The organism is Streptomyces subrutilus (genome assembly GCF_008704535.1).
Classification (GTDB): Bacteria; Actinomycetota; Actinomycetes; order Streptomycetales; family Streptomycetaceae; genus Streptomyces; species Streptomyces subrutilus.
Genome location: NZ_CP023701.1, coordinates 405,771 through 431,290, shown reverse-complemented (window position 1 = coordinate 431,290; position 25,520 = coordinate 405,771). Strand labels below are relative to the sequence as shown.

Genomic DNA, 25,520 nt, shown 5'->3' with positions numbered 1-25,520 from the left:
CCCCGGGCCACGGCGCACCTTCGCGGCGGCCCGAGCACCCTTCCGGTACGGACCCCGGTACCGGACCCGATGCACCGGACGGCGGCCTCAGACCCCGGCGGCGGACTCCGTCACCGGCGCGTGCACCGCGTCCGACCCGACGACCGGGCTCCCCGCGGACCCGACCGCCGACCCCAGCACCGAGGCGACAACCGCCCCCGAGACCGGCGCCCTCACCTGCGACGGAACCGCGATCAGCGGCCGGGCGGGCAGCAGGCCCGAGTCCAGCAGCCGCTCCGCCTCGACCAGTTCGGGCTCCATCCGCCGATCGCGGAAGGCCCGTACCGCGCTCTCCAGCAGCTCACGGGACCGGGAACGCTCACCGGCGCCACCGCTCGCCATCAGCAGCCGCGCCAGGTCCAGCCGCACCAGCGCCGCCCCGCCCTGGTCCATGATCTGCTCGCGCACCGACAGCGCCTGGGCGTAGAACCCCCGAGCGGCCTCACCCCGGCCCACCTCGGCGTTGGCGTGCCCCAGGTCCCGCAGCAGGTAGCCCTCCCCGATCACGTCGCCGGTGTCCCGGCAGAGCTCCAGCACCTCGCTGAACGTCCGGACCGCGCGCTCGTGTTCGCCCTGCGACTGGAGCAGCTGCCCGGCCCGGCGCAGCGTCCTGGCCTGCCCGCCGGTGTACCCCACCGAACGGTAGATGCCCAGCGCCTCGTCCAGCCGGTCCTGCGCGGCCGGCGCCTGCCCGCGCACCATCCAGATCTGCGCGCTCTGCGTCAGGACGATGGCCCGGCCCACCACGTCACCGACCCGGTCGAAATCCCGCAGCGCCCGGTCGTACAGGGTGAGCGCGTGGTCCTCGTTGCCCCGCATCCGCTCCAGCAGGGCCAGGTCGCGGTGGCACAGGGCCAGCCCCCGGCGGTCGTCCAACTCCTGGAACAGGCCGAGCGCCGTGTTCAGCGCGGTCCGCGATTCCGCCTGCTGGCTGCGGCCGAGGTACAGCACCCCCAGCGAGCCGAGCAGCGCCGCGGTACCGCGCGTGTTCCCGGCCGCCCGGACGGCCTCCAGGGCCAGCTGGTGCGTCCGCTCCCAGTCGTCGAAGTAGCCCCGTCCCTCGAACAGCGTCGTCAGCGTCGTCGCCAGGTCCCAGCACAGCTCGTCCATCCCCGCCTCGGCGGCGTGCTCGACCGCCTGGACCAGGTTGGTGTGCTCGCTGTCGAGCCACTCCAACGGGTCCACCAGCAGCTCGTCCACGCAGGCGGCCGGCGGCTCCCAGCGCGCCGCGCCGCCGTGCAGCACCGTGAAGTCCCCGCCGTAGATGCGCCGGTGGGCCTGCTCGGCCAGCGACATCCACCCGCCCAGCATCCGCCCGAGCGCCGCCGACTGCGCGGCCGGCTCGTCGTGCGCGGCGAGCTGCTCCCGGGCGAACACCCGGATGATCTCGTGGAAGCGGTAGCGGAAGCCGCCCGTGGACTCCACCCCGACCACGTCCAGCATCTGCACGTCGACGAGCGGTTCGAGCAGGTCGGACGGGAAGGGCCGGTCGTCGTCCAGCAGCGCCCCGGCCAGCCAGCCCGGCAGGGTCGGCCCCTTGGCGAGGCTCAGCAGCCGCAGCAGCCGGCGGTCGGCCGCGGCGAGCCCGTCGTGCGTGAGCGAGAGGCTCGCCCGCATGGTCATCTCGCCGTGGGTGAGCTCGTCGAGCCGGTGCCGCTCGTTGGAGAGCCGGTGCACCATCGAGGCCAGCGACCAGTGCGGGCGGGCCGCCAGCCGGGCCGCCACGATCCGCAGGGCCAGCGGCAGCCCGCCCACGGTCCGGATCAGGGCCTCCGCCGCCACCAGCTCGCGCTGCACCCGGTCCGCGCCGATCACCCGCACCAGCAGCTCCAGGGCGTGCTCGGTGCCCATGATGTCCAGCTCGACCCGGTGCGCGCCGGGCAGGCCGGTCAGCCGGACCCGGCTGGTGACCAGCACCGCGCAGTCGCGGCTGCCCGGCAGCAGCGGCCGGATCTGGGCCTCCGACGCCGCGTCGTCGAGCACCACGAGCACCCGCCGGGAGGCCATCAGCGTCCGGTACATCTCGGCCCGCTCGTCCTGCGACTCGGGGATCACCGGCCCGGGGATGCCGAGGGCGCGCAGGAAACGGCCCAGCACCTCGGCCGAGGTGGCCGGGCTGCCGGTGCCGCGCAGGTCGCAGTACAACTGCCCGTCGGGGAAGCCGCCGTCGCCGAGCCGGTGCGCGATGTGCGTGGCCAGGGTGGACTTGCCCGTGCCCGGTTTGCCCACGATCACCGCCAGCCCGACCGCCCGCCGGCCGCCCGCACCGAGCAGGGTCTGCTCGATCCGCCCGATCTGCGCCTCGTCGCCCACGAAGTCCGAGGTGTCCGCGGGGAGCTGCCGCGGGATCTCCTCGCGGTACGAGGCCCCTTCGGGCGGAGCGGGCCGTGCGCGGTCCCGCCCGTCCGCGACCGCGCCGTGCCGGCCGGACCCGTCGGAATCCCGGACTCCGGCCGCGGGGGCGGCCGGGTCGGCGCCGTCGGCCGCTTCGACGCCGCCGGCCGGGTGCGCGTCGCCGCCCGGGCGCCGGTCACCGACGGGGTCCGGGCCGGTGCCGGAGCGGGCGTCCGCGCGGGCCGGTGCGGCCGTGGCGGCCCCGCGCCCAGGGCCCGTACCGGCGCCGGCCCGGACCGCGCCGTGCGCGCCGTCCCGCTCCGCGCGGTCCGCGCCCCGGCCGCCGGGGCCGGCCGCCGGCGGGACCTTGCCCGCCAGGATCGCCGACTCCAGCGCCCGCAGCTCGCCGCCGGGCTCCAGGCCCAGCTCCTCCACCAGCAGGTCGCGCCCGACCCGGTAGCTCTCCAGCGCCTCCGCCTGCCGGCCCGAGCGGTGCAGGGCCAGCATCAGCTGCCCGCGCAGCCGCTCCCGCAGCGGGTGGACCCGTACCAGCTGCTGGATCTCACCGACCAGCTGGTGGTGGCGCCCCAGGGCGAGTTCCAGCTCGATGCGGGTCTCGGCCGCCGTCAGCCGCTCCTCGTCCAGTTGCAGGGCCTTGCTCCGCAGCGTGTCGCTGGAGACCCCGCTCAGGCAGTCGCCCTGCCACAGCTCGGCGGCCGCGCACAGCAGTTCGACGGCCTCGGTCAGGCCGCCCGACCTCGCCGACGCGCGCGCGTCGGCGACCCGGCGCGCGAACAGGGCCGCGTCGACCTGGTCGCCCTCGGTCTTGAGGACGTACCCGGGCGGCCGGGTGGTGATGGCGGCGGCGATCCGCGCCGTGGTGAACACCTTGCGCAGCCGGGACACGCAGATCTGCACCTGGGTGCGGGCCGTGTCCGGGGGTTCGTCGTCCCAGATCAGGTCGACCAGGTAGTCGGTGCTGACGACGCGGTTCGCCTCCAGGAGCAGCGCGGCGAGGATGACCTCCTGGCGCCCCGGGGGAATGCGGACCGGACCGTCGTGACCGGTCACCTGTAACGGGCCGAGTATCCGGAAAACCACCGTGTCCGGGGTGGGCGGAACCCGGCCGGGCGAAGCGGTCATGAGTCTCCCAGCCGGGGGCACGGCGAATCGGGCCCGCGCCGTGGAAACACGCCACGGTCGAGCCATGAGGGAATGCGGGTGGAGCGGAGGATCAGTGTTCCCGAACACCTCTCCGGTTGTCCATGGTGTGGAGATTTCGTGGTGGGGAACAGGCGGGGTGGATCCGGCCAGCGTGGCCGAAGTCCCGCTGCGCAGCACGTCGCGGCGGTGATAGGGCGGCGATAGCGCCGAGTTGCACGACCGGCGCAAGGTGGACCCACCGGCCCCGGGAGGGGTCGCGGCCGTACGAAAGGACTTCCCATGACCGGTCGGTACACCGGGCGGATCCAGCCCAGCCCCGTCATCACCGACTCCGGGGTCGACCACGTGCGCCTCGCCTACCACTACCTCGACAGCGGCGACCTCGACGGCTACGGCTCCCTCCTGCACGAGGGCCCCCTCGGCTCCGATCTGGAGGGCCCCGGCGCCCGTGGCGCGCGCCACCAGATCACCCGCATCGTCGCCGAGGGGGACTGCGTCGTCGCGATGGGCCGGCTGACCCCGCACGAGCGGGACTTCGTCGACGTGTTCACCCTCTCGGACGAGGGCATGCTCCGGGCCTGCCGGCGCTACTACGCCGCCTCCCTGCCGCGCTGAGCGGCGCGGTGCACGCGGGCCGGGACCAGGACGGTGTCGTCGGTGGGCGGGTCGGGCAGCGGGCGCGAGTTCCCTGGCCGGCGGCGGCAGGACCGTGCCCGAGGCGCTCCTGCGTCCCGGATGGAGAGCCGGCCCCCGGTGCGCCTTTCCGGCGGGCGGCGGAGGCGCGCGGGGACGGACGGCGAACGGACGGCGAACGGACGGCGGGCGCCCGGCGGACGCACGAGGGGCCGACCGTGGACGGACCGCGGGCGAACGGCGGTCACCGGAGTGCGGACGGCGAGGTGTCCGCAGGTCGGAAGGGCTTTTCGGAGGGCCGCCGATCGGGGTAGCCTCCGCTTCGGACCGTAAACGGAAAAACTTTTCCGAAAGCGCTCCATCCGGAAGCGACCGGAACCCGGCAGGGCCCTGACACCATGCACCTGCCCGCCATCCACCCCGTCGCTTCTACGCACCGCATCCCCACTGGAGGGACACACGTGAAGGACCCCAAGGCCCGGCTCGAAGCCCTGCGCGCCGACATCGAGCGCCGCAACCCCGCGCAGCCCGAGTTCCACCAGGCCGTACGCGAGGTACTCGAATCCCTGGCCCCCGTCTTCGCCGCCCGCCCCGACTACGCCGACCCGGCCGTCGCCCTCGTCGAGCGGCTGACCGAGCCCGAGCGCCAGATCCTCTTCCGCGTCCCGTGGACGGACGACCGGGGCCGCGTGCAGGTCAACCGCGGCTACCGCGTCGAGTTCAACAGCGCCCTGGGCCCGTACAAGGGCGGCCTGCGCTTCCACCCCTCGGTGGACATCGGCGTCGTGAAGTTCCTCGGCTTCGAGCAGGTCTTCAAGAACGCCCTGACCGGCCTCGGCATCGGCGGCGGCAAGGGCGGCAGCGACTTCGACCCGCACGGCAAGTCCGACGCCGAGGTCATGCGCTTCTGTCAGTCCTTCATGACGGAGCTCTACCGCCACATCGGCGAGCACACCGACGTCCCCGCCGGCGACATCGGTGTCGGCGGCCGCGAGATCGGCTTCCTCTTCGGCCAGTACCGGCGCGTCACCAACCGCTGGGAGGCCGGGGTCCTGACCGGCAAGGGCCAGGGCTGGGGCGGCTCCGCCATCCGGCCGGAGGCCACCGGCTACGGCAGCGTGCTGTTCGCCGCCGAGATGCTGAAGGTCGGGGGCCGGTCCCTGGACGGCCTGTCCGCCGTTGTCTCCGGCTCCGGCAACGTCGCCCTCTACACCATCGAGAAGCTCCAGCAGCTCGGCGCCAACCCGCTGACCTGCTCGGACTCCCAGGGCTACGTGGTCGACGAGAAGGGCATCGACCTGGCGCTGCTGCGCCAGATCAAGGAGGTCGAGCGCGGCCGCGTCAGCGAGTACGCGCAGCGCCGCGGCCCGTCCGCCCGCTACGTGCCCGGCGGCCGGGTCTGGGACGTCCCCGCGGACGCGGCCTTCCCCTCGGCCACGCAGAACGAGCTGGAGGAGCGGGACGCCCGTACGCTCATCGCCAACGGCGTCAAGGCCGTCTCGGAGGGCGCGAACATGCCCACCACCCCCGAGGCCGTCCACCTCTTCCAGAGCGCCGGCGTCGCCTTCGGCCCCGGCAAGGCCGCCAACGCGGGCGGGGTCGCCGTCAGCGCGCTGGAGATGAGCCAGAACGCCGCGCGGGCCACCTGGAGCGCGGAGCGGGTCGAGGACGAGCTGGCGGGCATCATGCGCTCGATCCACGCCGTCGCCTACGAGACCGCCGAGCGGTACGGCGCCCCCGGCGACTACGTCACCGGCGCGAACATCGCGGGCTTCGAGCGGGTCGCCGACGCCATGCTCGCGCAGGGCGTCATCTGACCGTCGCCGTGCGGACGTCGCGGACGGTCCACCGCGCACGGACGGCCCGGGCACCAGGTGTGCCCGGGCCGTCCGGTTCCGCGGGGCCGTCCGGTTCCGCGGGTCCACGGTCCTACGGGGCGTACACCTCCAGTTCGGACAGCTGGCCCGCCGGCCAGCCGGTGTTGGCGGTGAAGACCACCCGCAGGTGGCGCGCGTTCGCCGTGGAGAGCGGGACGGTGACCGTGCCCGACCCCTCGGCGAAGGTGTAGCCGGCCAACGCCTTCAGCGTGGACCAGGCGGAGCCGTCGGCCGAGCCGAGCACCGACAGCGTCTGGCTCCGGGTGCCCCAGGCGGCGGGCAGCCTCAGCACCAGGCGGCCCACCGTCCGCTGTGCGCCGAGGTCGACGGTCACGGACTGCGGGAAGGCGTTGTTGGCGCTCTCCCAGTAGGTGCCGGGGTTGCCGTCGGTGACGTTGCCGGCGACGTACCCCTGGCTGTGGCCGGTGTCCGCGGCCGGCCGCCCCTGGGCGAGGTTGGTCCCCGCGGGGGGCGCGGTCGGCGGCGGGGTGGTCGGCGGGGCCGTCGGGCCGGTGCCGGCGGCGTAGACCTCGAACTCCGACAGCTGCCCGGCCGGCCATCCGGTGTTGCCCGTGACGTTCAGCCGTACGTAGCGGACGTCGGCGCTGTCGAAGGTCAGCGTGGCGCTGTTGCCCGACGCGGGATCGAAGGCGACCGCGCCGGAGCCCTTCAGGGTGGACCAGCCGGCGTTGTCGGTCGAGCCGAGCACCGACAGGGTCTCGGTCCGCGCCGCCCAGTCGGTGGCCGGCGGGAGCCGCAGGGTCACCTTGCCGACCGGCTTGGCCTCGCCCAGGTCCACCGTCAGGGTCTGCGGGAAGGCGTTGCCGTTGCTCTCCCAGTAGGTCGAGGCGTTGCCGTCGACCGCGTTCGCCGCGCTGTACGACTGGACGGAGGACGAGGCGCTGGCGGGGCGGCCCAGGGCCAGGTTGCCGCCCGGCGGCGTGGTGGGCGGGGTCGTCGGGGGAGTGGTCGGCGGGGTCGTAGGCGGCGTGGTGGGAGGTGTGGTGCCGCCCCCGCCCGTGGGCACGCCGCCGTTGGTCCACACGGGGGCCGGCCACACGCCGGAGCAGGTCTGCCCCGTGTTCCAGCCGGAGTTGCCGCCGCCGTCGGTGATCTGCAGGCCGGCGCCGATGCAGTTGTGGACCGGGGTCGCGGCCTGGGCGATGTTCTTCGCCTTGACGCCGGTGAACTTCATCGCGATGTCGGCCTGGGCCTGGACGGCGTAGGTGCCGGCGCCGTCGATGTTGATGTTGGTGAAGTTCACCCCGCTGATGGCGCCCTCGATGGAGTGGATCGCGGCGTAGGAGGAGTCGAGGACGTCGGTGTCGGAGATGTTGATCGTCGCGCCCCGCACCGGCTCGTTCAGGCCGGAGAACCAGATCGCGCCGACGCCGAAGTTCCAGTTGAAGTCGCTGTTCCCGGTCCGGATGAGGGTGTTGCGGGCCGCGGTGATGGTGCCGGCGACCGCGGTGCCCTTGCCGGAGCTGACCCCGGGATAGCGGTTGGCGATGTGCAGGCCGCCGCCGTTGCTGACGGTGTCGGACATGACGTTGTCCGAGAGGGTGAAGTCCTTGCCGCCGTACGTGACGATGTTGTTCGCCAGGATCGGCAGGACCACCGTGTTGTGGTCGAAGCTGATGTTGACGTTCGGCTTGTCCTGCGGCCAGGAGGCCAGCCCGTCGTCACCGGCGTTGCGCACGAAGGTGTTGGTCACGCGGGAATTGGTGACCCCGGTGTGGAAGTTCACGCCGTCGGCCGTCATGTCGAGGAAGCGGCTGTTCTTGATGGTGAACCGGTCCATCGGTCCGTCCATCCATGCGGCGACCTTCACGTGCTGGATCCAGAGGTTGTCCACGGTCGAGTCCGACATGGCCCCGCCGATGGCGTTGACCTGGTCGTCGTCGATCCGCTCCCGGATGTCGCCGATGATCGCGAAGTCCTTCAGCGTGACGTTGCGGCTCGGCCCGTTGGCCTCGTGCGGCCGCACCGGGCCGGTGTAGCCGCCACCCGGCACGTACTTGCCGTAGAAGCCGGCGGCGCGGTTGCGGTTCACCGGGTCCCGCCCGCCGAAGACGGTGTACCAGGGGCCCGCGCCCTGCACGGTCACCCCGTCCACGACCACGTGGTCGTAGAGGGTGTAGTTGCCCGGCGGGACGAACACGGCCCTGCCCTGCGCGCGGCCCGCGTCGACCGCGGCCTGCACCTTCGCGGTGGAGTCGGCGGCGCCCGTGGGGTCCGCGCCGAAGTCCGCCACGGCGTCCAACGCGCCGGCCGGCCGGGCCGTGGCCGCCGCGACCTGCTCGAAGTCGGCGAGGTCGAGGGTGAAGGACGGCGACTGCGCCGTCGAGGTCACCTGGACCCTGATCTTGGTGCCCACCGGGTAGGTGGCGCCGAGCAGGGTGCGGGACTCGTCGTAGAAGTGGTGCGGGTTGGTGTCCCCGGGGTTGTTGTTGAAGGGGTAGCCCCCGTAGTACCAGCTGTACTTGGAGGTCACCGGCAGCGTCCGGACCGACTGGCCGTTCGCCCTGACGTCGAGCGTCGCGTCCCGCCCCTTCCCGTCCGCGGTGTCCGGCAGGCTGTAGCGCAGCGACATCGCGTTCGCGGGCTTGGTGAGGGTGAACTCGACGTACTGTCCGGCGGCGTCCAGGGTCACCGCCTGGCGGCCGGAGGCCTCCGAGGGGAGGTGGCCGTAGTACCGGTCGGGGCCGATCAGCTTGCCGTTCGTGGCGGCGTACTCGGCCTCCAGCTCGGTGAAGGGCACGTCGGCACCGCGCCCGGGGATCCCGACCGGCGACGGGGCGGGCACGCCGGCGGCGTACGCGGCGGGAGCGCTGCCGAGGCTCAGGGCCGTCAGCGCGGCGGTGGCGGTCATCGACAGGGCGAGGAAGACGGCGGCGCCCCGGCGTCTGATCCGGCGGAGGTGGTCGGGGCTCGGGTCGTGGTTCTGCGGCACTTGGGACACGGGCACGCACGTCCTTGCGGCTCGATCGGCGGGTGGGGGGAGTCGGCTCAACGCAGGAGGCTACGACTCCACAAGAAGGAAGTCCATGAAGTCGCGCAAGAATTCGACGTGAGCCCGCAATAAACACGTAAAGGAGGGTCTGTCGCTGCTGCTGCGCCGAAAGTCCCCGGGAGGCCCCTTCCGTCACGCGCTGCTCGGCCCGTCGCCCGACCGGGTAGGCGGTGAGCACGACGGCCGCTCCCCGCGCGGCGGCCCGGCCGGCAGCGGTCGTCACCGTGCCCGGATGCGCCGATGATGGGAGGGGAGCCCGCACACGGATGCCGGCCGGGGCCGATCGGGACCGACCGGCATGGGCCGGCCGGGCGGCGGACACCCGCCCCCGCCCTCGTGGAACGGATGGGAATCATGGTCGATGACGCGCAGGGCCCGGGCGACGACGTGTACCAGCCGCAGGACGCCGACCAGCCCGCCGAGGGCCAGCCCGACATGGAGAACGCCCTCGACGAGCCGAACACCGACCAGAGCCTCGACGAGGACCACCGGACCGCCCCCGACCGGCCCGCCGTGGTGGCCCGGCACGGCACCACCGCACGCGAACAGCGGGACGGCGAGAGCCTCGACGAGCGCCTCGCCCAGGAGGTCCCCGAGATCGGCGACGCCCCCCGCGCGCCCTACCCGCTCGACGAGGCGGGCGTCGGCCGCCTGGTCCCCTTCGTGGACGAGGCCGCTGATCACAACACCGACGTGCTGGGCCACGACATGGGCGCCGAAGCGGGCGAGGAATCGGCCGAGGAGGCCGCCATGCACGTCGTCGGACGCAACACCGCCCGCGGCGACCCCGAGCCCTGATCCCCGCCCGGCCCGCACCCCGCCGCCCGCGACACCGCCCCGGCTCAGCCCGACCGCAGCCGGCGCGGCCGGCCGAAGCGGACCCGCACCCCGGGCGAGTACAGCACGCTCACCGGAGGGCCGGACGGGGCGGAGAGCCCCGCGGCGCAGATCAGGTCCTCCGTGCACGCGAGCAGCTCCGCGCGCCGCAGCGGCCACCGCGGATGGGCGTTCGGCAGGTACAGCGGCCCGGTGTGGAAATCGTTGTGCAGCGCCCACCGGGCCGTGAGGAAGTGCTCCAGCCCGGTCGGCTCCGCGATCGGCGCGCCCACCCGCAGGGCGATGTGCGACCGGGCGCCCCGCGGCCCCGGCCACCTGCGCGTTCCCGTATAGGCGAGGACGTCGCCGGTGCGGGTGACGGACATCCGCGCCCACTGGTACGGCAGCCGGAACCCCGCGCGGGCGACCACCACCGACACCAGCCGGGACGCGTCCAGAGAACGGAAGACCACCCCGCGCCGCCCCAGCGCGTCCACCGAGTAGAGCCGCACGTTCGTCTCCGGGAAGGACCCGAAGTACGGGACCCCGGGCAGGCCCAGCCAGCCCACCCGGTCCGTGCGGAAGGCGATGAGGCCGACGTACGTGACCCCCTCGAACGTGTCGGGCACCGTGCCCGCCGGCAGCAGCGGAGCCACCTCCGCCGGATCGGCCGCCCAGTGCAGGAACGCCAGGTCCAGCCAGGACTGGGTCAGCAGCGGACGCCCCGGCGCGGCGGGCGGCTCCGCACGGACGGGCTCGGGCGGGTACGGCGCGGGGTACGGCACCCGCCCATTCTCCCCGCCGCGGACCGCACCCCGCACATCCGGCGCAACCGTTCCTATAGCAGGGAACCGATCGGAGTGGCACTCTCGTGTCCTCGGAAGCGTAGGCCTGGGGGGCGGACACGTGATGGAGCCGGGTACCGGCATGGGCCTGCGCGGCCGCAGCGGCATCCTGTCCCTCGTCGACGCCTGCCTGAAGGAGACACCGGCCGCCGAGCGGCCCCTGACCATGCTGCTCGGACCGCCCGGCAGCGGCGCCAGCGAGGCGCACAGCGCACTGATGGAGCATTTCGGCCCCGACCACCCCTTCGCCTTCGTCAACTTCAGCGGGACGCAGTCCCTCCTGCCCCGGTACGCCCTCGGCCTGCTCGCCCGTCAGCTCGAACGCAAACTGCCCCGCTACGGCCGCTCCCACTTCCCCCTCCTCAGCCTCGGCCTGCTCGCCTCCGACCAGGAACTGAGGATGCGGAGCCTGGCCGAGGGCCGCCGCGCGGTGCAGCGCCAGCTCGACCGCTTCCAGGAGGAGAACGAAGCCCGGTACGGCGACTACCTCGCCGCCTTCTTCGACGTCGGCATGGGCGCGCTCGGCATGCCCGAGGGCGCCTCCACCGCCGCCCTCGCCCTCTTCCAGGACGCCGTCCGCCGCGGCCGGCGCAGCATGCCGGGCCTCTTCGGCGGCCGCAACCGGCTCACCGCCGGCGCCCACTGGTACGGCAGGCACCCCATGACCCGCAGCGGCGACCCGATGGAAGCCCTCGTCGAACTCAACCTGTGGCGCCACGAGGGCGACGCCGACGAACAGGAACGGCTCGACCTCGTCCTCTTCTCGGCGTTCCTCGAAGACCTCAGACGCAACACCGCCCGCAACTTCATGCCCCGCTCCTACCTGCTCCTCCTCGACAACTCCCACACCGACCAGGGCCGCTGCTTCCTCGACCTGCTGCTGCGCGCCCGGCACGACGAGACGGTCGTCGCCGGCCACGCCAGCGACCCGCTGACCGTCGTCGCCAGCTCCAACCGCTGGCTGCCCCGCTGGGGACCGGCCACCGGGGACTCCTGGCCCTGGCAACTGCGCGGCCCCGACCGGGCCTCGCTGGCCGACTGGAACACCTACCGGCCCACCCGGGACAGCGAGGACACCTGGTGGTACCCGCTGCGCCTGCGCGACCTCAACCTGGACGAGGTGCGCATCCGCATCGAACTCCAGCTCGGCGGCCGCGGCGACCTCGCCCCCCTGACCCGCCTCACCCCCTTCGTCCACCGGCTCACCGGCGGCCTCCCGCGCGCCGTCCACCACGTCCTCGGCGCGCTGCGCCAGTCCGGACCGCCCCCGGGCTCCGGCCCCGAGCAGGACCGCTGGCTGCGCACCCTCCCGGACCGGCCGCTCAGCATCGGCGAGAGCACCGCCACCCTCGCCGACACCGCCCTCGGCCACCTGCTGCGCGACTTCGACGGGACCGAGCGCGCGACCCTCGCCGAATGCGCCGCCGCCCGGGACTTCTCCGTCGGCACGCGGCTGCTCAGCAGCGGTGACGCGCTGTTCGGCGAGATCCGCTCCCGCTGGCTGCTGTCCGGTCCGCTCACCGTCGTCCCCGTCCTGCACCCGTGGCTGCGAAGACTGCTGCTGTGGCGGCTGGCCCGGCGCCCCGACGCGTGGGACGCCGCCCACGAACTCCTCGCGGAGTACTACCGGGACGAGGGGCGGCCGGTCCAGGAGATGTACCACCGGCTCGCGCTCGGCCGGACCGACGAGGTCACCGCCCATCTGACGCGGCGCTTCACCGCCGTTCCGGCCCTGCAGTGGATCGCCGAGTTCGGCGCGGTCACCGCCGCCCCCAACCGCCTCCCGACGGACCGCGGTCCGCTGGAGCTGCTCGCCGCGCTGGGCCCGGGCCGGACCGGCCGCGCCATGGACGTCGAATCCGTGATCCACACGCTGGTCACCGCGCGCTGGGTGTGGAGCGATCCGCTCGCCGACCCGGCCATGCGGCTCAACGACATGATCGCCGACGGCTTCACCCAGCTGTCCCAACTGCGGAGGACCGACATCGTGGCCCTGTTCAACGAGGCGGAGCGACACCGCCACTGGCGCGACCCCCAGACCGCCGGCGGGGAGGGCTGAGCCCGTGGTCAGACTGGAATGGCCGCTGCACGTCGTCCGCCGCGTCGCCGTGGCGGTCGCCGCCGCCGTCGTGGCGGGCGCGGCCCTGTGGCTGGGCGTCGGCTGGCTCCAGGAACGCCTGTCCACCTGCGCCGAGGGGGTCGTCGAGCGCGGCGCCCGCGACGAGTGCGTCGGCGTCACGGACGGCGCGTACGCCTTCGCCCCGGACCTGGACGAGGTCCGCAAGAAGATCCGGGAGGAGAACGCCAGGGTCCTGGCCGCCGCGGACCGGGAACCGTACGTCAGCGTCGCCTACCTGACCTCCTTCACCACCACGGCCGACGACAGCAACTCCGCCGAAGGGGTCCGGCACGAGCTCCAGGGCGCCTACCTCGCCCAGTACCGGCACAACCGCGGCGACCTGTCGGCCACGCCCAAGATCCGCCTGCTGATCGCGAACGCGGGCAGCCGGTCGGCGCAGTGGCGGTACACCGTGGACGAACTGATCGCCCGCAAGGGCGCCCCGGACCGGCTGGTCGCGGTGGCCGGCCTCGGGCCCAGTACGGACGAGAACCTCGCGGCGGTCCGACGGCTCTCCGAGAACGGCATCGCCATGGTCGGCGCCACCATGACCGCCACCGACATCCAGAACATCGACGGCTTCGTCCGGGTCGCCCCCACCAACGTCGACGAGGCCTACGCGGCGGCCGGCTTCCTGAAGCGGCGCGGCTCCGCCACCGCCGTCGTCATCCAGGACGTGGCCCAGGGCAATCTGTACGCCTCCACCCTCGGTACGGCCTTCACCGAGGCCTTCCAGGACGGCGCCCAGCACAAGCTGGTGGCCGAGCGGATGACCTACGACTCCTCCGTCGGCAGCGCCTGGCAGAACGAACTCCGCTACATGCCCGGCCAGTTGTGCCTCCAGCGTCCCCAGGTCGTCTACTTCGCCGGCCGCGGCCGGCAGCTGACCCACTTCCTCGACGCGCTGTCCAACCGCAGCTGCACCGAGCAGAAGTTCACCGTCTTCACCGGCGACGACACGACCAACCTGACCGCCGAGCAGATCGCCCACGCCGCCGAGACCGGCGTCGAGGTCCTCTACACCGGCCTGTCCCACCCCGACATGTACCGCACCTCACCGCAGGCGGTGTCGGCCCCGTCGGCCAAGAACTTCCAGCCGGGAGGACTGCTCGACCAGTGGTTCCCGCGCGATCCCCGCTACGACGGCGGCGCGCTGATGGGCCACGACGCGGTCCTCGCCGCCGCCCAGGGCATCCAGATGGCCGCGCGCTGGCAGGGCAAGGTGGACGGCGCGGCGGTGGGCCGCATGTTCCACCAGATGGACGGGAGCCAGCAGGTGGCGGGCGCGAGCGGGTTCATCTCGTTCCAGAACAACGGCAACCCCCGCAACAAAGCGGTCCCCATCCTGCGGCTGACCGCGGCCGGCCAGGCCGAGTTCGTCGAGGTCTCCGCGGCCGAGGGCAAGCCGCCCGAACAGCAGTGAGGCGCCCGGCGGTCCCGTCCCGCAGCCGACCGCCTCGGACCCCCCGCCCGGCCGGCCGCCCCCGGGCTACCGGCCCGCGGCGGTCCCGGACGGGCCGCCGGCCGTCCCGCTCCCGCCCCGCAGGCGCCGGTAGGCGCCCGGGGTGACCCCCTCCCAGCGGGTGAAGGCCCGCACCAGCGCCGTCGCCCCGCTCAGCCCCACCGCGCCGGCCACCCGGTCCAGCGGCAGACCGGTGGTCTCCAGCAGCCGCCGGACCCGCGCGTGCCGGGCGCCGTCGAGCAGCTCCCGCCAGGAGGTGCCCTCCTCGCGCAGCACCCTGCGCAGGGTGCGCGGGCTCAGGTGCAGCTCCTTCGACGGCTCGGCCGGTCCCGAGCCGTCGAGCGGCGCGTGCTCCAGCCACTGCCGGACCCGCTCCCGCAACGGTACGGACGTGGTCAACTCCCGCAACAACCGGTCCGCGTAGGCCCGGTGCAGCGCGTTCAGCTCCGGATCGCAGGGCACCCGGGGGCGGTCGAGGTCCGCGTTGGCCAGGACGATCTCGTGCTCGGCCGCACCGAACACCACCGGGCAGCGCAGCACGCGCGCGTACGGCTCCGGCGAGCCCGCCCGCGGGTGGGCGAACGCCACCGACACCGGCGCCCAGCCGTCCCCGGCGACCCAGCGGGCCGCCGTCACCATGGCCGTGACGATCGCCTCCACCTGCTGGGGGTGCATCGCGTCCGGGCCGACCGTGGGCCGGTACCGCAGCCGGCTGCGTTCCGCCCCGCGGATCAGCCCGACCGTGCCGGCCTGGCTCACCAACGGGTGGTAGCGCACCGCCGCCCGCGCCGCGTCGGCCAGGCTCGCCGACGTCAGCACCACGTGCCCGAGCACGTGCAGCCCCGCCGGCCGCAGCAGCGCGCCGACCCGCAGGCCCACGTGCGGATCGGCCTCGCCCGCCCCCAGCGCCCGCCGCCACACCTCGCGCACCTCGGCGAACGGCACCCGCTCGGTCGGCGAGGCCCACCGGCCCGGCCCCCGCGGACCGCCGGCCTCCCCGTCCGCCAGCACGGCGGTCCACACGGCGTGGGCGTAGCTCGCGGCGACGGTGGAGGGCTCCAGGCTCGGCATGGCGGCCAGTCAATGCGGGGGCGCCGCCGGAGTCAACCGGTCCGCGGGTACCGGATGCGAAGAGCGTGGCCGCCGGGGTGGATGACCGTCTCCGGCGCCGCTCCTAGGGTCGGGCCTTGTCCCAGCCGAGAGGTGCCCATGGCCGCCCGTTACCGCATCGAGCTCCACCACGTCGCCGTCCCGCCGCCCACGCCCTTCCGCCCGGCCTGGATCCCCGGCCGCCCCCGGACCCACGACCGCCTCGACCCGATCAGCCTCTTCACCGACGACGGGGTCGAAGGCTGGTCCGCCGGCCCGGCGATGGCCAGCGAGCGCGCGGGGCTCGGCGATCTGCTCGGCCGGTACCTGCTGGGGCTGGACCCCGCCGACATCCCGACCGTGCAGCAGCGGCTGCGCGAAAGGGCCTACCTGGGCCCGCGCAACGCCCGGATCGAACCGGCGTCGACGCCAACCAGGGCCGGCGGGTGACCGCGGTGGCCGACGCACCCCTCCGGGACCCGGCCCGCGCCCGGTACTTCGCCGACGCCCGCGCCGACCTCGGCACGGCCTGGCTGGAGGAGCCGCCGCCCATGGACGACCACGACGTGCTGAGCGCGCGCACCGCCGTCGCCCGGCTGCCCATCACGGCGCCGGGGCCGGCGCACGAGCGTCGTCACCGCCGGCCGGCTCGCCCTGCGGACCCTGCGGACCCTGCGCGACAAGGGGCCGCGGACCGCCGTCGAACTCGCCCGCACCCGGCGCCGTCCCACCCTTCGAGGAGCACCGCGTGATCGTCTTCCTGCTGCCCGCCTCCGGCTACGACCCCACCGAGGCCGCCGTGCCCTGGGCGGCGCTGCGGGACGCCGGGTTCGACGTACGGTTCGCCACGCCCGACGGCCTCCCGGCGGCCGCCGACCGCCGGCTCACCGACACCGGGTTCTCGCTGCTCTCGCCCTGGCTGATGACCCGCCGCGCCGAACGCGCCACCTACCGGCGGCTCGCCGCCGACCCCCGCTTCCAGGCGCCGCTGGCCTACGCCGAGGTCGACCCGGCCGCCCTGACCGGCCTCTTCGTCCCCGGGGGCCATGCCCCGGGCATGCGCACGCTGCTGGAGGACACCACCGCCCAGGCGCTGGTCGCGGCCGCCTTCGCCCGGGACCTGCCCCTCGGGATGGTGTGCCACGGCGTGCTGCTGGCCGCGCGGGCGACGGACCCGGCGACCGGCCGCTCCGTGCTGTACGGACGCCGGACCACCGCCCTGACCGCGCTGCTGGAGCTGACGGCGTGGAACCTCACCCGGCTCTGGCTGGGCCGCTACTACCGCACCTATCCGACCACCGTGCAGGCCGAGGTCACGGCCGCACTGGCCGATCCCCGGCACTTCGCGCCCGGTCCGGTGCTCCCCGTCCGGGACACCGCCGCGCGACCCGGCCGGGGCTTCACCGTCCGGGACCGCAACTACCTCTCCGCCCGCTGGCCCGGCGACTGCCACCGGCTCGCCTCGGACTACCTCGCCCTGGTCCGGTCCGGCCGGCCCACGTCCGCAGCACCGAAGGGATGACATGAAGACTGGTGTCCACTGGGTCGCGGGGCTGCTGATCGCAGCCTCGGCCCTCTCTCCCGGCGCCGCCGCGGCGGCCACGGCCCCGGCCCCCGCCGACGCGCCGGCCGCGGCCTCCACCTCCGGCCGGGCCTCGGCCGACCTGCGCACCTGGATGGCCGAGAACCGGTCGGTCCTCGGCGGCCGGCCGCTCAACCGCATCGTCATGCCCGGCAGCCACGACGCCGGCTCCTGGAGCATCACCCGGAACAGCGGCGTGTGCGACGCCGGCGACCAGGCCTCGATCTCCCGTACCTTCCCCTCCATCGCGGCGAGCATGTCGCGCAGCCAGAGCGGCACCCTCGTCCAGCAACTCGACGGTGGGGCGCGGTATTTCGACCTGCGCCTGTGCAAGCAGGGCGGCAAGTGGTTCACCTACCACGGCGGCCCGACGGGCAACCAGTTCTTCGACTCTCCCGCGAGCGGGGGAGCGCCCGCCGTCAGCGGCGAGGTCGACCAGGTCGCGGACTGGATCGCCCGGCACCCCCAGGAGATCGTCATCATCCGGCTGTCGACGGCCGCGGCGCCCGACACCGCCCGCGCCGCCAACACCGAGGCCGCCACCCTGCTCGCCGACGCGATCGGCGGCGGCCCGGGCCACCCCGCCCTCGCCGACGGCTCGTTGACCCCCGACTCCACCTACGACCAGTACCTCGCGGCGGGCCGCCACGTCGTCCTCATCGACGACAAGGCCACCACCGGCCAGCCCTGGGCCTGGGGACCCGGCGCGCAGACGTACCGCGGCAGCTACGTGCAGGCGGACACCCACTGGACCGACTTCGTCAAGGCGCTCTTCGACCGGGACACCCTGCAGAAGAACTTCGACGCGGTGCTGGGCCGGGGCGACCAGGTCCTCGACAAGGACCCGGGCGACACCACCGGGAAGTTCTTCGTCCTACAGAGCATCATCGACCCCTCCCTCTCCATCCCGGACCTGGTCGTGGCCCAGGGCCTGGAGAAGATCGGAGCGATGCCCTCGTCGGTCACCTCGCAGTACCTGCTCCACCTGGAGAACCAGCTCAACCCCCAGATCCTGGCGAAGCTGAGGGGGGACTGGAGCGGCTCCAACATCTCCGAGAACATGAACATCGTCATGACCGACGACGTCAACCAGGACCGGGCCGGCGTGCGCGCCGGCGAACTCCAACGGGAGATCATCGCGCGCAACACCCCGCCCACCACCCCGCACACCTTCCACTCCGCGACGGGCGCCCCCGACGGAACGTGGACCGGTCCGCGCCCGCTGAGCGGCGCCGGAACCTCCCTGCGCTTCGTCGGATCGCAGGTGTCCGCGGCCGCGCTGCCCGACGGCAGCACCCAGGTGACCGGTACCGGCATCGACGGCAACCTCTACCACAACATCCGTCACGCGGACGGCGCCTGGCAGGGCTGGGCACTGCTGCCCGGCGCCGGCAAGGCCGGCGCGTTCAAGGCGTCCGCCTCGACCATCACCGGCCTGCCCGACGGATCGAGCCAATTGGTGGCCGTGGGCACGGACGGCGTCACCTACCACACCGTCCGCCACCCCGACGGCAGCTGGCAGGGCTGGGCCGCCATGTCCGCCGGGCCCGGAACCGGCGCCCTGCTGCGCACCACCCAGGTCGCGGCCGCGGGCATGCCGGACGGCTCCACCCGGGTCCTGGTCTTCGGCGAGGACGGCCGGATGCGGCTGGGCACCCGGCAGTCCGACGGGTCATGGAGCGCCTGGCCGATCGTCGCCGGGGTCAACGCGCCGGACTTCCGGGGCCGCGCGCTCGCCATCGCCGCGCTGCCCGGCGGCGAAGGCCAGCTCGTCGCGATCGGCACCGACGGCAACATCTGGCACACCGTCCTGCGCGCCGACGGCAGCCTGCAGGGCTGGAACGGCCCCGCCGGAGTCGACACCCCGATGATGGGCGCCCGGGCACTGGCCATCACGGGCCTGCCGAACGGCGACAGCCGGGTCCTGGCGGTCGGCCTCGACGGGAACGTCCACCACACCACCCGCGACCGGGGCGGGGCATGGACACCGTTCCGCCCGCTGCCCGGCCGCGCCGGAGCCGGCGCCTTCGCCGGGGACCGGGTCGCGCTGGCCGGCCTGCCCGACGGATCGAGCCAGGTCCTGATGACCACCCGCTGACCCGCGCGTCCCCCACCGGCGGGCGGACCGCCGGCCCGTCGCCCACCACCCGGGCGGCGGGCCGGCGGCGCACCCCGGCACGGCCCGGGAACCACCGGCCCCGCCGACGCCCGGGTGCGGGCCGTCCGGCTGTGGGAGGCTGCCCCCTGACGAACCGTGCGTCCGGCAGCTGGAGCCCCCCATGACCTCGACCCGCCCCGCCGTGCAGGTGGTCCCGCCGGCCCAGAACGCCGCCGTCGGCCCGGGACAGCTCGGAGTCGGCTGGGCCCTGGGCGACCCGGTGAGGGACCTGGACGCCAACCTGATCCGACTCGGCCCGGGCGCGCGGATCGGCGAGCACACCGAGCCGGTCCTCGGCGTGCTCCTCGTCGTCGTCGCCGGTACGGGAGAGCTCCGCACCCCCGACACGACCTGGGTCCTCGAAGCGGGCTCCGTGGTGTGGATGCCCGTCGGCGCCACCCGCGCGCTGTGCGCCGGCGCCGACGGGATGACGTACGCCACCGCGCACCGGCGCCGCCCGCCCCTCGGCATCGGCCCCGCCCCGCGCGCCGGGGCGGACGGGGCGGCCGCCCTCCCGGACCCGGTCTGCGCCGCGTGCGGCCGCCCCGCCACCGAACGCGACGCCCGCCACTGCGCCGGCTGCGGCCGCCGCCTGCCCCACTGACGGTCCCCGCCCCTGCGCTCATCCGCCGCCGGCCGCGCCGTCCGGCACCCGCCCTCCGGTGGGCCGGCCGCGGTCCGCGAGGCCGGCCGGGGCGAAGCGCAGGCCGCAGAACCGCTCTTCCGGCCCGGCGGCCGACCGCGCCGCCGGGACCCCGGGAACCGGGACCGGAGCGGACAGCGACTGCCGCTCGCGCAGCAACGCGGCGGGGGAGAGGTCCGACGCCGCGTCCAGCAGCCACCGCACCGAGTCCCCGACCGTCGCCCGGACGAAGGCGTACACCTCGTGCGGCTCCGCCAGCCGGAACGCCTCGGGAGCGTAGTACTCGATCGAGTCGACGATGACGGCGCCCGCGCCGACCAGCGGCGTCGGCAGGTAGACGATCCCGCGCTCCGCCAGCACCCGCAGCGTCGCCTCCTCGTCGGCCAGCACCGCGTTGGCCGAGCCGATCACCGCCCCGCAGCGCAGCGTCCTCGCGAGCGCCGGGTCGACCAGGTCGCTCACCGAGCAGGGCACGAAGACGTCCACCTCCGCGCCGGTCCAGTCCCGCACGGCCGTGCACCCGGGCACCTCCGCGACCGCCGGATCACGGTCGTGGACCAGCACCCCCGCCCCCGCCGCGGCCAGTTCCGCGGCCAGCACCGCGCCGACCTTGCCGGCCCCGTGCACCAGCACGCGCATCCCGGCCACCGGCCCGCGCGCCCACGCCTCCACCGCACCCCGCACCCCCGCCGCGGTCGAGGCGTGGGGCTCCGCCCGGCTCCCGACGGCGTTGAGCACGTACGGGGACAGCCGGGCGAGCCGCTCCATGTCGACGGCCGTCACCCCCATGTCCGCGCCCGTGTACAACCGCCCCGCGTGCTGGCCCAGTACGGCCGCGATCCACGCCAACAGCTCCTCGTCCACCCCCGCCGCGCCGGTGACCAGCAGCTTCGCACCCGAGAAACCGGTGTGGTGCAGCCGGTGCTTGAGCAGCATCTCCACCGCGAGCCGACGGCCGAGCCGCCGCGCACCCCCGCTCGGCGGGGCCCCGGTCACCACGCGCAGCCCGCCGTTGCCCGGCAGCGCCCGGCCGCGCCCGCCCGGTGCGAGCGCGACGTAGAGGGTGCGCCCGGACGGACCCCGGTGCCGTCGTACGCGGACGCCCGACCCGTCCAGCCAGGGGTCCCGTGTCAGTGCGTTCACCGCAGCACCACCGTGCCCTCGTGGCGGGAACTGCTCCCGTCGAGCGCCAGGTCCGCGCAGATCCGGCCGAAGGCGGGCACGAACTTGAAGGCCCAGCCGCCCGCCTGCACCACCACCCGCTCGCCGTCGGGTATCCGCCCCGAAAGCGTCCCGAGCAGGAACTGCCGCGCCGGATCGGCGGGCAGCGAGGCGAGGCAGGTGCCCGCTCCGCGGACCTCGGGCACCAGACCCGGCAGATGGGCCCGGACCCAGTCGGCGGTACGGGCCAGATCGCCCGCGTCCGGCTGCTGCGGGTCCGCCGCGTCCGCCGCGGCCACCGGCACCTCGGTGTCCGGCGCCGCGCGCACCAGGTCGCCACCGGTCCACGGGTTGCGGCCGAAGCCGTAGAACGACCGGTTGGCGCCCGAGGCGTCGGGCTCGACGAACGCGTACCAGGTGGGCAGGTCGACGGCGGGACCGCGGCACGCGAAGTACCCCGAGCTCATGCGGAAGACGTGCAGGTCGACCGGGCAGCCCAGACCCTGCAGGAGCGCGCCGCCGAACGCACCGGCATTGACGATGACGCTCTCGGCGCGGTGGACGCCCCGATCGGTGCGGACGCTCACGCCCGTGCCGTCCGGTGCGATGGCGCGCACGTGCTCGTGCTCCCGGACGCGGACGCCGGCCGCCGCGCCGAGGCCCGCCAGCGCGGCCAGGGTCCCCCGCACGTCGATCACCCCGCCGTCGGCCTGGTGGAAGCCCTCGTAGTCGCGCGGCAGCCCGGCGAACCCGAAGCGCGCCTCGATCTCGGACGCGGTCAGCCAGTCGTGCGGCACGCCCAGCCGCTCCATGACGGAGGCCGCCGCCCGCAGCTCCCCCTCACTGGTGGCCACGCCGGTGCGCCCGAACCACAGGCTGCCCGTCGCGTGGACCAGCCGCCGCCCCGACACCGACTCCAGGGATCGCCACAGCGGCAGCGTCGCGAGGGCCAGGCGCGACCAGCGCTCCTCGCTGTACTGCACGCGCCACTGGCGTTCGAGCCCGGCCGAACCGCCCCGCTCGTGGCCCAGGGCGAATCGTTCCAGCAACAGCACCGGCCGACCGCGCCGCGCCACCTCCCAGGCCGACGCGAGCCCCACGGCCCCGCCGCCGACCACGATCACACCGGCGCTCTCCGACGACGTCGTCAACCCAGCTCCCCCCGTACCGCCCAGGGCCCGGCCCGCCGGGCGTGCGAACGGTGCATTCCTCCCCGCGGCCCGGTGCCCGAGAACGCGCCCGGCCGGGGCGCGCGGGGGCACGCCCGCGCCGCCACGTGCTCCACGCTCCCTTCCGGACCGCCTCGGTGCGCGGCGCTGGGGTCCCGCCCCGTGCCGGTTGAGTACGCCTACTCATGCCCGGGCCGTCCCTCCCGCCCGATCATGGAACGACCACCGCGGCGCGCCACACCACCGCCGCGACACCACCGCGCACCCTCCGAACGGGGCCTCCCATGCTCAGCCGCATCGCCGCCGCCGTCGTCCCCGCCTTCGGCAGGCTGACCGTCACCGCCGACCCCGCCCGCCTGCCCGCCGGGGCCATCGTCGTCGCCAACCACACCTCGCTCGCCGACCCGGCCGTGGTGGTCGCGGCCCTGCGCCGGTACGGGATCGAGCCCGTGGTGCTGGCCACCGCCGGTCTGTGGCGGGTGCCGCTGCTCGGTGCGGCGCTCCGGCGCGAGGGCCACATCGCCGTCCACCGGGGCACCGCCCGCGCCGCCGAATCCCTGGAGGCCGCGGCCGCCGCCCTCGGCCGCGGCCGTACCGTCCTGCTGTACGGGGAGGGACGGCTGCCGGCCCGGTGGGACGCGGCCGAGTGCGCTCCCGGGCCCTTCCGCAGCGGCCTCGCCCGGTTGGCCGCCGCGACGGGAGCCCCCGTCGTACCGGTGGGTCAGGCGGGGGTCCGCCGGCTGTGCTCGGGCAGCGGGGCCAAGCAGTTCGCCGGCACCGTGACGGCCCCGCTGCGCCGGCCCGGACTGCACGTCCACATCGGCGCCCCGCTCCGGCTGCCGGCCCACGTGCCGGACGCCACCGACCGCGCCCACCGGGCCGTCACCGCCGCGTGGCGGACCGCGGCCCGCGCCCTCGGCGAGCCGGCGCCCCCGGCCGGACTCCGCACCGGGCTCCGCACCGGGACCGGCACGGCTCGGTGCCGGTGCGCTGTCTGCGGCGCCTCGACCGACGCCCCCGGGCCGTGCTGCCCCTCGTAGACGGGCCGCCGCCGTTGCCGGGCCCCGCCGGGGGTGCCTCAGCCGCCTTCTCCGCCGTCCCCTCCCTCCCTGTCGTCCTCGCCGGGGTGACCGGCGTGGACGAGGGTGGCGAGCATGTCGACCGCACTGCCGTCGTGGTCGCTGCCGGCGGTACCGCTGCCGCTCTGCACGTTGGCCGAACGGTCGACCTCCAGGACGGAGTCGGCGTGGGAGTTGTCGATGACGGTGATCAGGCTGCCACCGGCGGCGGCCGGTGCGGCGGCGCCGCCGAGCAGAGCCGCGGCCAGGCAGGCGGCGGCCCGCACCCGCACACCGGTCACACCCCGGCGCTCTCGCGCGCGGCGGGGACGGGCTGGTGCCGGGCGATGTTCTTGGCCAGGAGCCCGGTGGACTCGCCCAAGCCGATCTCGCCCGCTCCCTCCGCGGCGGGCAGCCGCCCGTCGGCCAGGCGGAGCTCCGCCAGCGCGGTGTCCATCGCCCGGTGTGCCGCGAACAGGCACGGGGTGCTGTAGATGGCCACGTCGATGCCCAGATCGCCCAGTTCGGTCAGCGAGAGCCGCGGTGACTTGCCGCCCGCGATCTGGTTGAACAGCAGCGGCTTGGACCCGACGACCTCGCGGATCCGCCGGATCCACTCCACGCTGCGGACCCCGTCGACCAGGACCACGTCGGCGTCGGTGGCGGCCAGCGCCTCCGCGCGGCGCAGGATGTCGGCCTCCTCGGTGGCATCGGTGCGCGCGACGACGAGCAGGTCCTTGCGGGTCGCGAGCACCATGTCGAGCTTCTCCAGGTACTCCGCCAGCGGAAGGACCTGCTTCCCGTCCGCGTGCCCGCACCGGCGGGGCCGCTTCTGGTCCTCCAGGATGACGCCGGAGGCGCCGATCCGCTCCAGGCCCTCCACGACGTGGCAGGCCACCTCGGGGTCGACGTAGCCGTCGTCGATGTCGACCAGGAGGTGGTGGTGGGGGAAGGCGCCGCGCAGCCGCTGGACGAACGCCATCATGTCCGGCCACGCGATGAACCCGATGTCGGGCAGCCCGTAGTAGGAGGCCGCGAAGCCGAACCCGGACACGAACATCCCGTCGTAGTGGGCGGCCGCCACGGACGCCGAGTACATGTCGTACACGCCGATCAGGGGGGTGGTACCCGGCTCGGCGATCTGCTCGCGCAGTGTGTTCCCGTAACTCATGGTCAGGCTCCTCGTGAAGGCGGGGCGTCGGACGTCGGGGCAGCGGCTGCGACGCGCAGCTCTTTACCCAATGCAGATCATTTCCTGACCATTTCCTGGGGAACGGTTACTTCGCCGACCGGCTCACACCAACGGCCCAATCCGTTCATCCGGGAAACGTCCCTGCCGCGGCCCGCGCCGCCGACCCGACCACCACCCGCCGGCCGTCCGCCCCCGTGCCGCTTCCGCCGATCGGGCGGGAGGGCCGCCTCGAACGGGCGAGCGGTGGCGAGCCGACGCCGTCGCGGGGGCGCCGTCACGGACGGTGGCATCCGGTGCCGTGTGCGGTCGACGACGGGAGAGAGCAGTGACCTCAGCTGAGGACAGGAACCGGGACAGAGGGCCCCAGATCGTCAGTGGGCAGAAGGCCCTGGTGACCGGGGCCAACTCCGGCATCGGCAAGGCGACCGCGATCCGGCTGGGCCGCGCGGGCGCCGACGTCGTCGTCAACTACGTCTCCGGGCAGGAGGAGGCCGCGGCGGTGGTCGAGGAGATCGAGTCCTTCGGCGTACGGGCCTACGCCCACGAGGCGGACGTCTCCCGGGAGGACCACGTCGTCGCGATGGTCGCCCGCATGGTCGAGGAGTTCGGCACCATCGACATCATGGTGGCCAACGCGGGCATGCAGCGCGACGCCGCCGCCACCGAGATGACCCTCGACCAGTGGCAGAAGGTGCTGGACGTCAACCTCACGGGCCAGTTCCTGTGCGCCCGGGAGGCGGCCAAGGAGTTCCTCCGCAGGGGCGTCGTGCCCGAGGTCTCGCGCTCGGCCGGGAAGATCGTCTGCATGAGCTCGGTCCACCAGATCATCCCCTGGTCCGGCCACGTGAACTACGCCTCCTCCAAGGGGGGCGTCCTGATGCTGATGCAGACGCTGGCCCAGGAACTCGCCCCGCAGGGGATCCGGGTCAACGCGGTCGCACCCGGCGCGATCCGCACGCCCATCAACCGCGGCGCCTGGGACACCCCCCAGGCCGAGGCCGACCTCCTGCGCCTGATCCCCTACCGCCGCGTGGGCGACCCCGAGGACATCGCCGACGCCGTCACCGTCCTGGTCTCCGACCTGATGGACTACGTCGTCGGCACCACCCTCTACGTCGACGGCGGGATGACCCTCTTCCCCGGCTTCGCCACCGGCGGCTGAGGCC

At 74.6% G+C, this 25,520-nt stretch carries 19 protein-coding genes; 11 read left to right on the top strand and 8 right to left on the bottom strand.

Features of this window, described 5'->3' with window-relative positions; genetic code table 11:
- Positions 1–87: 87 nt before the first annotated feature.
- On the bottom strand, positions 88–3,516 hold the full coding sequence (locus CP968_RS01905) for an AfsR/SARP family transcriptional regulator (protein WP_189828794.1): 3,429 nt from the start codon (positions 3,514–3,516) through the stop codon (positions 88–90).
- A 300-nt stretch (positions 3,517–3,816) separates the two neighbouring features.
- On the opposite strand from CP968_RS01905, the gene CP968_RS01900 reads away from it, so the two are divergent.
- Complete coding sequence (locus tag CP968_RS01900) at positions 3,817–4,152, top strand: nuclear transport factor 2-like protein (protein ID WP_150516315.1); 336 nt, start codon at positions 3,817–3,819, stop codon at positions 4,150–4,152.
- A 479-nt stretch (positions 4,153–4,631) separates the two neighbouring features.
- Positions 4,632–5,987 (top strand): NADP-specific glutamate dehydrogenase, encoded by a 1,356-nt coding sequence (gene gdhA / locus CP968_RS01895; protein ID WP_150516314.1) that lies wholly within the window; start codon positions 4,632–4,634, stop codon positions 5,985–5,987.
- A 112-nt stretch (positions 5,988–6,099) separates the two neighbouring features.
- Here the strand turns inward: gdhA and CP968_RS01890 are convergent, their stop codons facing one another.
- Positions 6,100–8,919, bottom strand: coding sequence for a discoidin domain-containing protein (locus CP968_RS01890; RefSeq protein WP_150521644.1), 2,820 nt, complete (start codon positions 8,917–8,919; stop codon positions 6,100–6,102).
- Between the two features lie 495 nt (positions 8,920–9,414).
- Here CP968_RS01890 and CP968_RS01885 point away from each other — a divergent pair, with 495 nt between their 5' ends.
- Positions 9,415–9,858 (top strand): DUF5709 domain-containing protein, encoded by a 444-nt coding sequence (locus tag CP968_RS01885; protein WP_150516313.1) that lies wholly within the window; start codon positions 9,415–9,417, stop codon positions 9,856–9,858.
- Positions 9,859–9,902: 44 nt separating this feature from the next.
- Here CP968_RS01885 and CP968_RS01880 read toward each other — a convergent pair whose 3' ends face one another.
- Positions 9,903–10,661: a YqjF family protein gene (locus tag CP968_RS01880; protein ID WP_229885789.1), complete on the bottom strand. Its 759-nt coding sequence runs from the start codon at positions 10,659–10,661 to the stop codon at positions 9,903–9,905.
- Positions 10,662–10,785: 124 nt separating this feature from the next.
- Between CP968_RS01880 and CP968_RS01875 the strand changes: the two genes are divergently transcribed.
- Positions 10,786–12,780, top strand: coding sequence for an ATP-binding protein (locus tag CP968_RS01875; protein ID WP_150516311.1), 1,995 nt, complete (start codon positions 10,786–10,788; stop codon positions 12,778–12,780).
- A gap of 4 nt (positions 12,781–12,784) precedes the next feature.
- Positions 12,785–14,263: a type 1 periplasmic-binding domain-containing protein gene (locus CP968_RS01870; RefSeq protein WP_150516310.1), complete on the top strand. Its 1,479-nt coding sequence runs from the start codon at positions 12,785–12,787 to the stop codon at positions 14,261–14,263.
- Positions 14,264–14,329: 66 nt separating this feature from the next.
- On the opposite strand, the gene CP968_RS01865 is transcribed toward CP968_RS01870, so the two are convergent.
- Positions 14,330–15,373: an AraC family transcriptional regulator gene (locus CP968_RS01865; RefSeq protein WP_150516309.1), complete on the bottom strand. Its 1,044-nt coding sequence runs from the start codon at positions 15,371–15,373 to the stop codon at positions 14,330–14,332.
- 138 nt (positions 15,374–15,511) lie between these two features.
- On the opposite strand from CP968_RS01865, the gene CP968_RS01860 reads away from it, so the two are divergent.
- The 4 genes from CP968_RS01860 (at position 15,512) to CP968_RS01845 (ending at position 19,735) form a co-directional block, all read left to right on the top strand.
- Positions 15,512–15,841, top strand: a complete 330-nt coding sequence (locus CP968_RS01860) for an enolase-like domain-containing protein (RefSeq protein WP_150516308.1) — start codon at positions 15,512–15,514, stop codon at positions 15,839–15,841.
- Positions 15,842–16,139: 298 nt separating this feature from the next.
- A complete protein-coding gene (locus tag CP968_RS01855; RefSeq protein WP_150516307.1) occupies positions 16,140–16,913 on the top strand; it encodes a type 1 glutamine amidotransferase domain-containing protein in 774 nt (257 codons plus the stop codon).
- Position 16,914: 1 nt separating this feature from the next.
- Complete coding sequence (locus tag CP968_RS01850; protein WP_150516306.1) at positions 16,915–19,071, top strand: hypothetical protein; 2,157 nt, start codon at positions 16,915–16,917, stop codon at positions 19,069–19,071.
- Between the two features lie 181 nt (positions 19,072–19,252).
- On the top strand, positions 19,253–19,735 hold the full coding sequence (locus tag CP968_RS01845) for a hypothetical protein (RefSeq protein ID WP_150516305.1): 483 nt from the start codon (positions 19,253–19,255) through the stop codon (positions 19,733–19,735).
- Positions 19,736–19,753: 18 nt separating this feature from the next.
- Here the strand turns inward: CP968_RS01845 and CP968_RS01840 are convergent, their stop codons facing one another.
- Both CP968_RS01840 and CP968_RS01835 read right to left on the bottom strand, forming a co-directional pair.
- The gene (locus CP968_RS01840; RefSeq protein WP_150516304.1) at positions 19,754–20,917 is read right to left on the bottom strand and encodes a Rossmann-fold NAD(P)-binding domain-containing protein; all 1,164 of its coding nucleotides are present in this window, start codon (positions 20,915–20,917) and stop codon (positions 19,754–19,756) included.
- The gene (locus CP968_RS01835) at positions 20,914–22,086 is read right to left on the bottom strand and encodes an FAD-dependent oxidoreductase (RefSeq protein WP_150516303.1); all 1,173 of its coding nucleotides are present in this window, start codon (positions 22,084–22,086) and stop codon (positions 20,914–20,916) included. The genes CP968_RS01840 and CP968_RS01835 overlap by 4 nt, the downstream gene beginning before the upstream one ends.
- A 302-nt stretch (positions 22,087–22,388) precedes the next feature.
- Here CP968_RS01835 and CP968_RS01830 point away from each other — a divergent pair, with 302 nt between their 5' ends.
- Positions 22,389–23,144 carry a lysophospholipid acyltransferase family protein gene (locus CP968_RS01830; RefSeq protein ID WP_150516302.1) on the top strand — a complete coding sequence of 252 codons (756 nt, stop codon included), beginning with the start codon at positions 22,389–22,391 and terminating at the stop codon, positions 23,142–23,144.
- A 38-nt stretch (positions 23,145–23,182) separates the two neighbouring features.
- On the opposite strand, the gene CP968_RS01825 is transcribed toward CP968_RS01830, so the two are convergent.
- The gene (locus tag CP968_RS01825) at positions 23,183–23,464 is read right to left on the bottom strand and encodes a hypothetical protein (protein ID WP_189828793.1); all 282 of its coding nucleotides are present in this window, start codon (positions 23,462–23,464) and stop codon (positions 23,183–23,185) included.
- Positions 23,461–24,333, bottom strand: a complete 873-nt coding sequence (locus tag CP968_RS01820; protein WP_150516301.1) for an isocitrate lyase/PEP mutase family protein — start codon at positions 24,331–24,333, stop codon at positions 23,461–23,463. The genes CP968_RS01825 and CP968_RS01820 overlap by 4 nt, the downstream gene beginning before the upstream one ends.
- 388 nt (positions 24,334–24,721) lie before the next feature.
- Between CP968_RS01820 and CP968_RS01815 the strand changes: the two genes are divergently transcribed.
- Complete coding sequence (locus tag CP968_RS01815; RefSeq protein ID WP_150521642.1) at positions 24,722–25,516, top strand: SDR family oxidoreductase; 795 nt, start codon at positions 24,722–24,724, stop codon at positions 25,514–25,516.
- Positions 25,517–25,520: the final 4 nt, after the last annotated feature.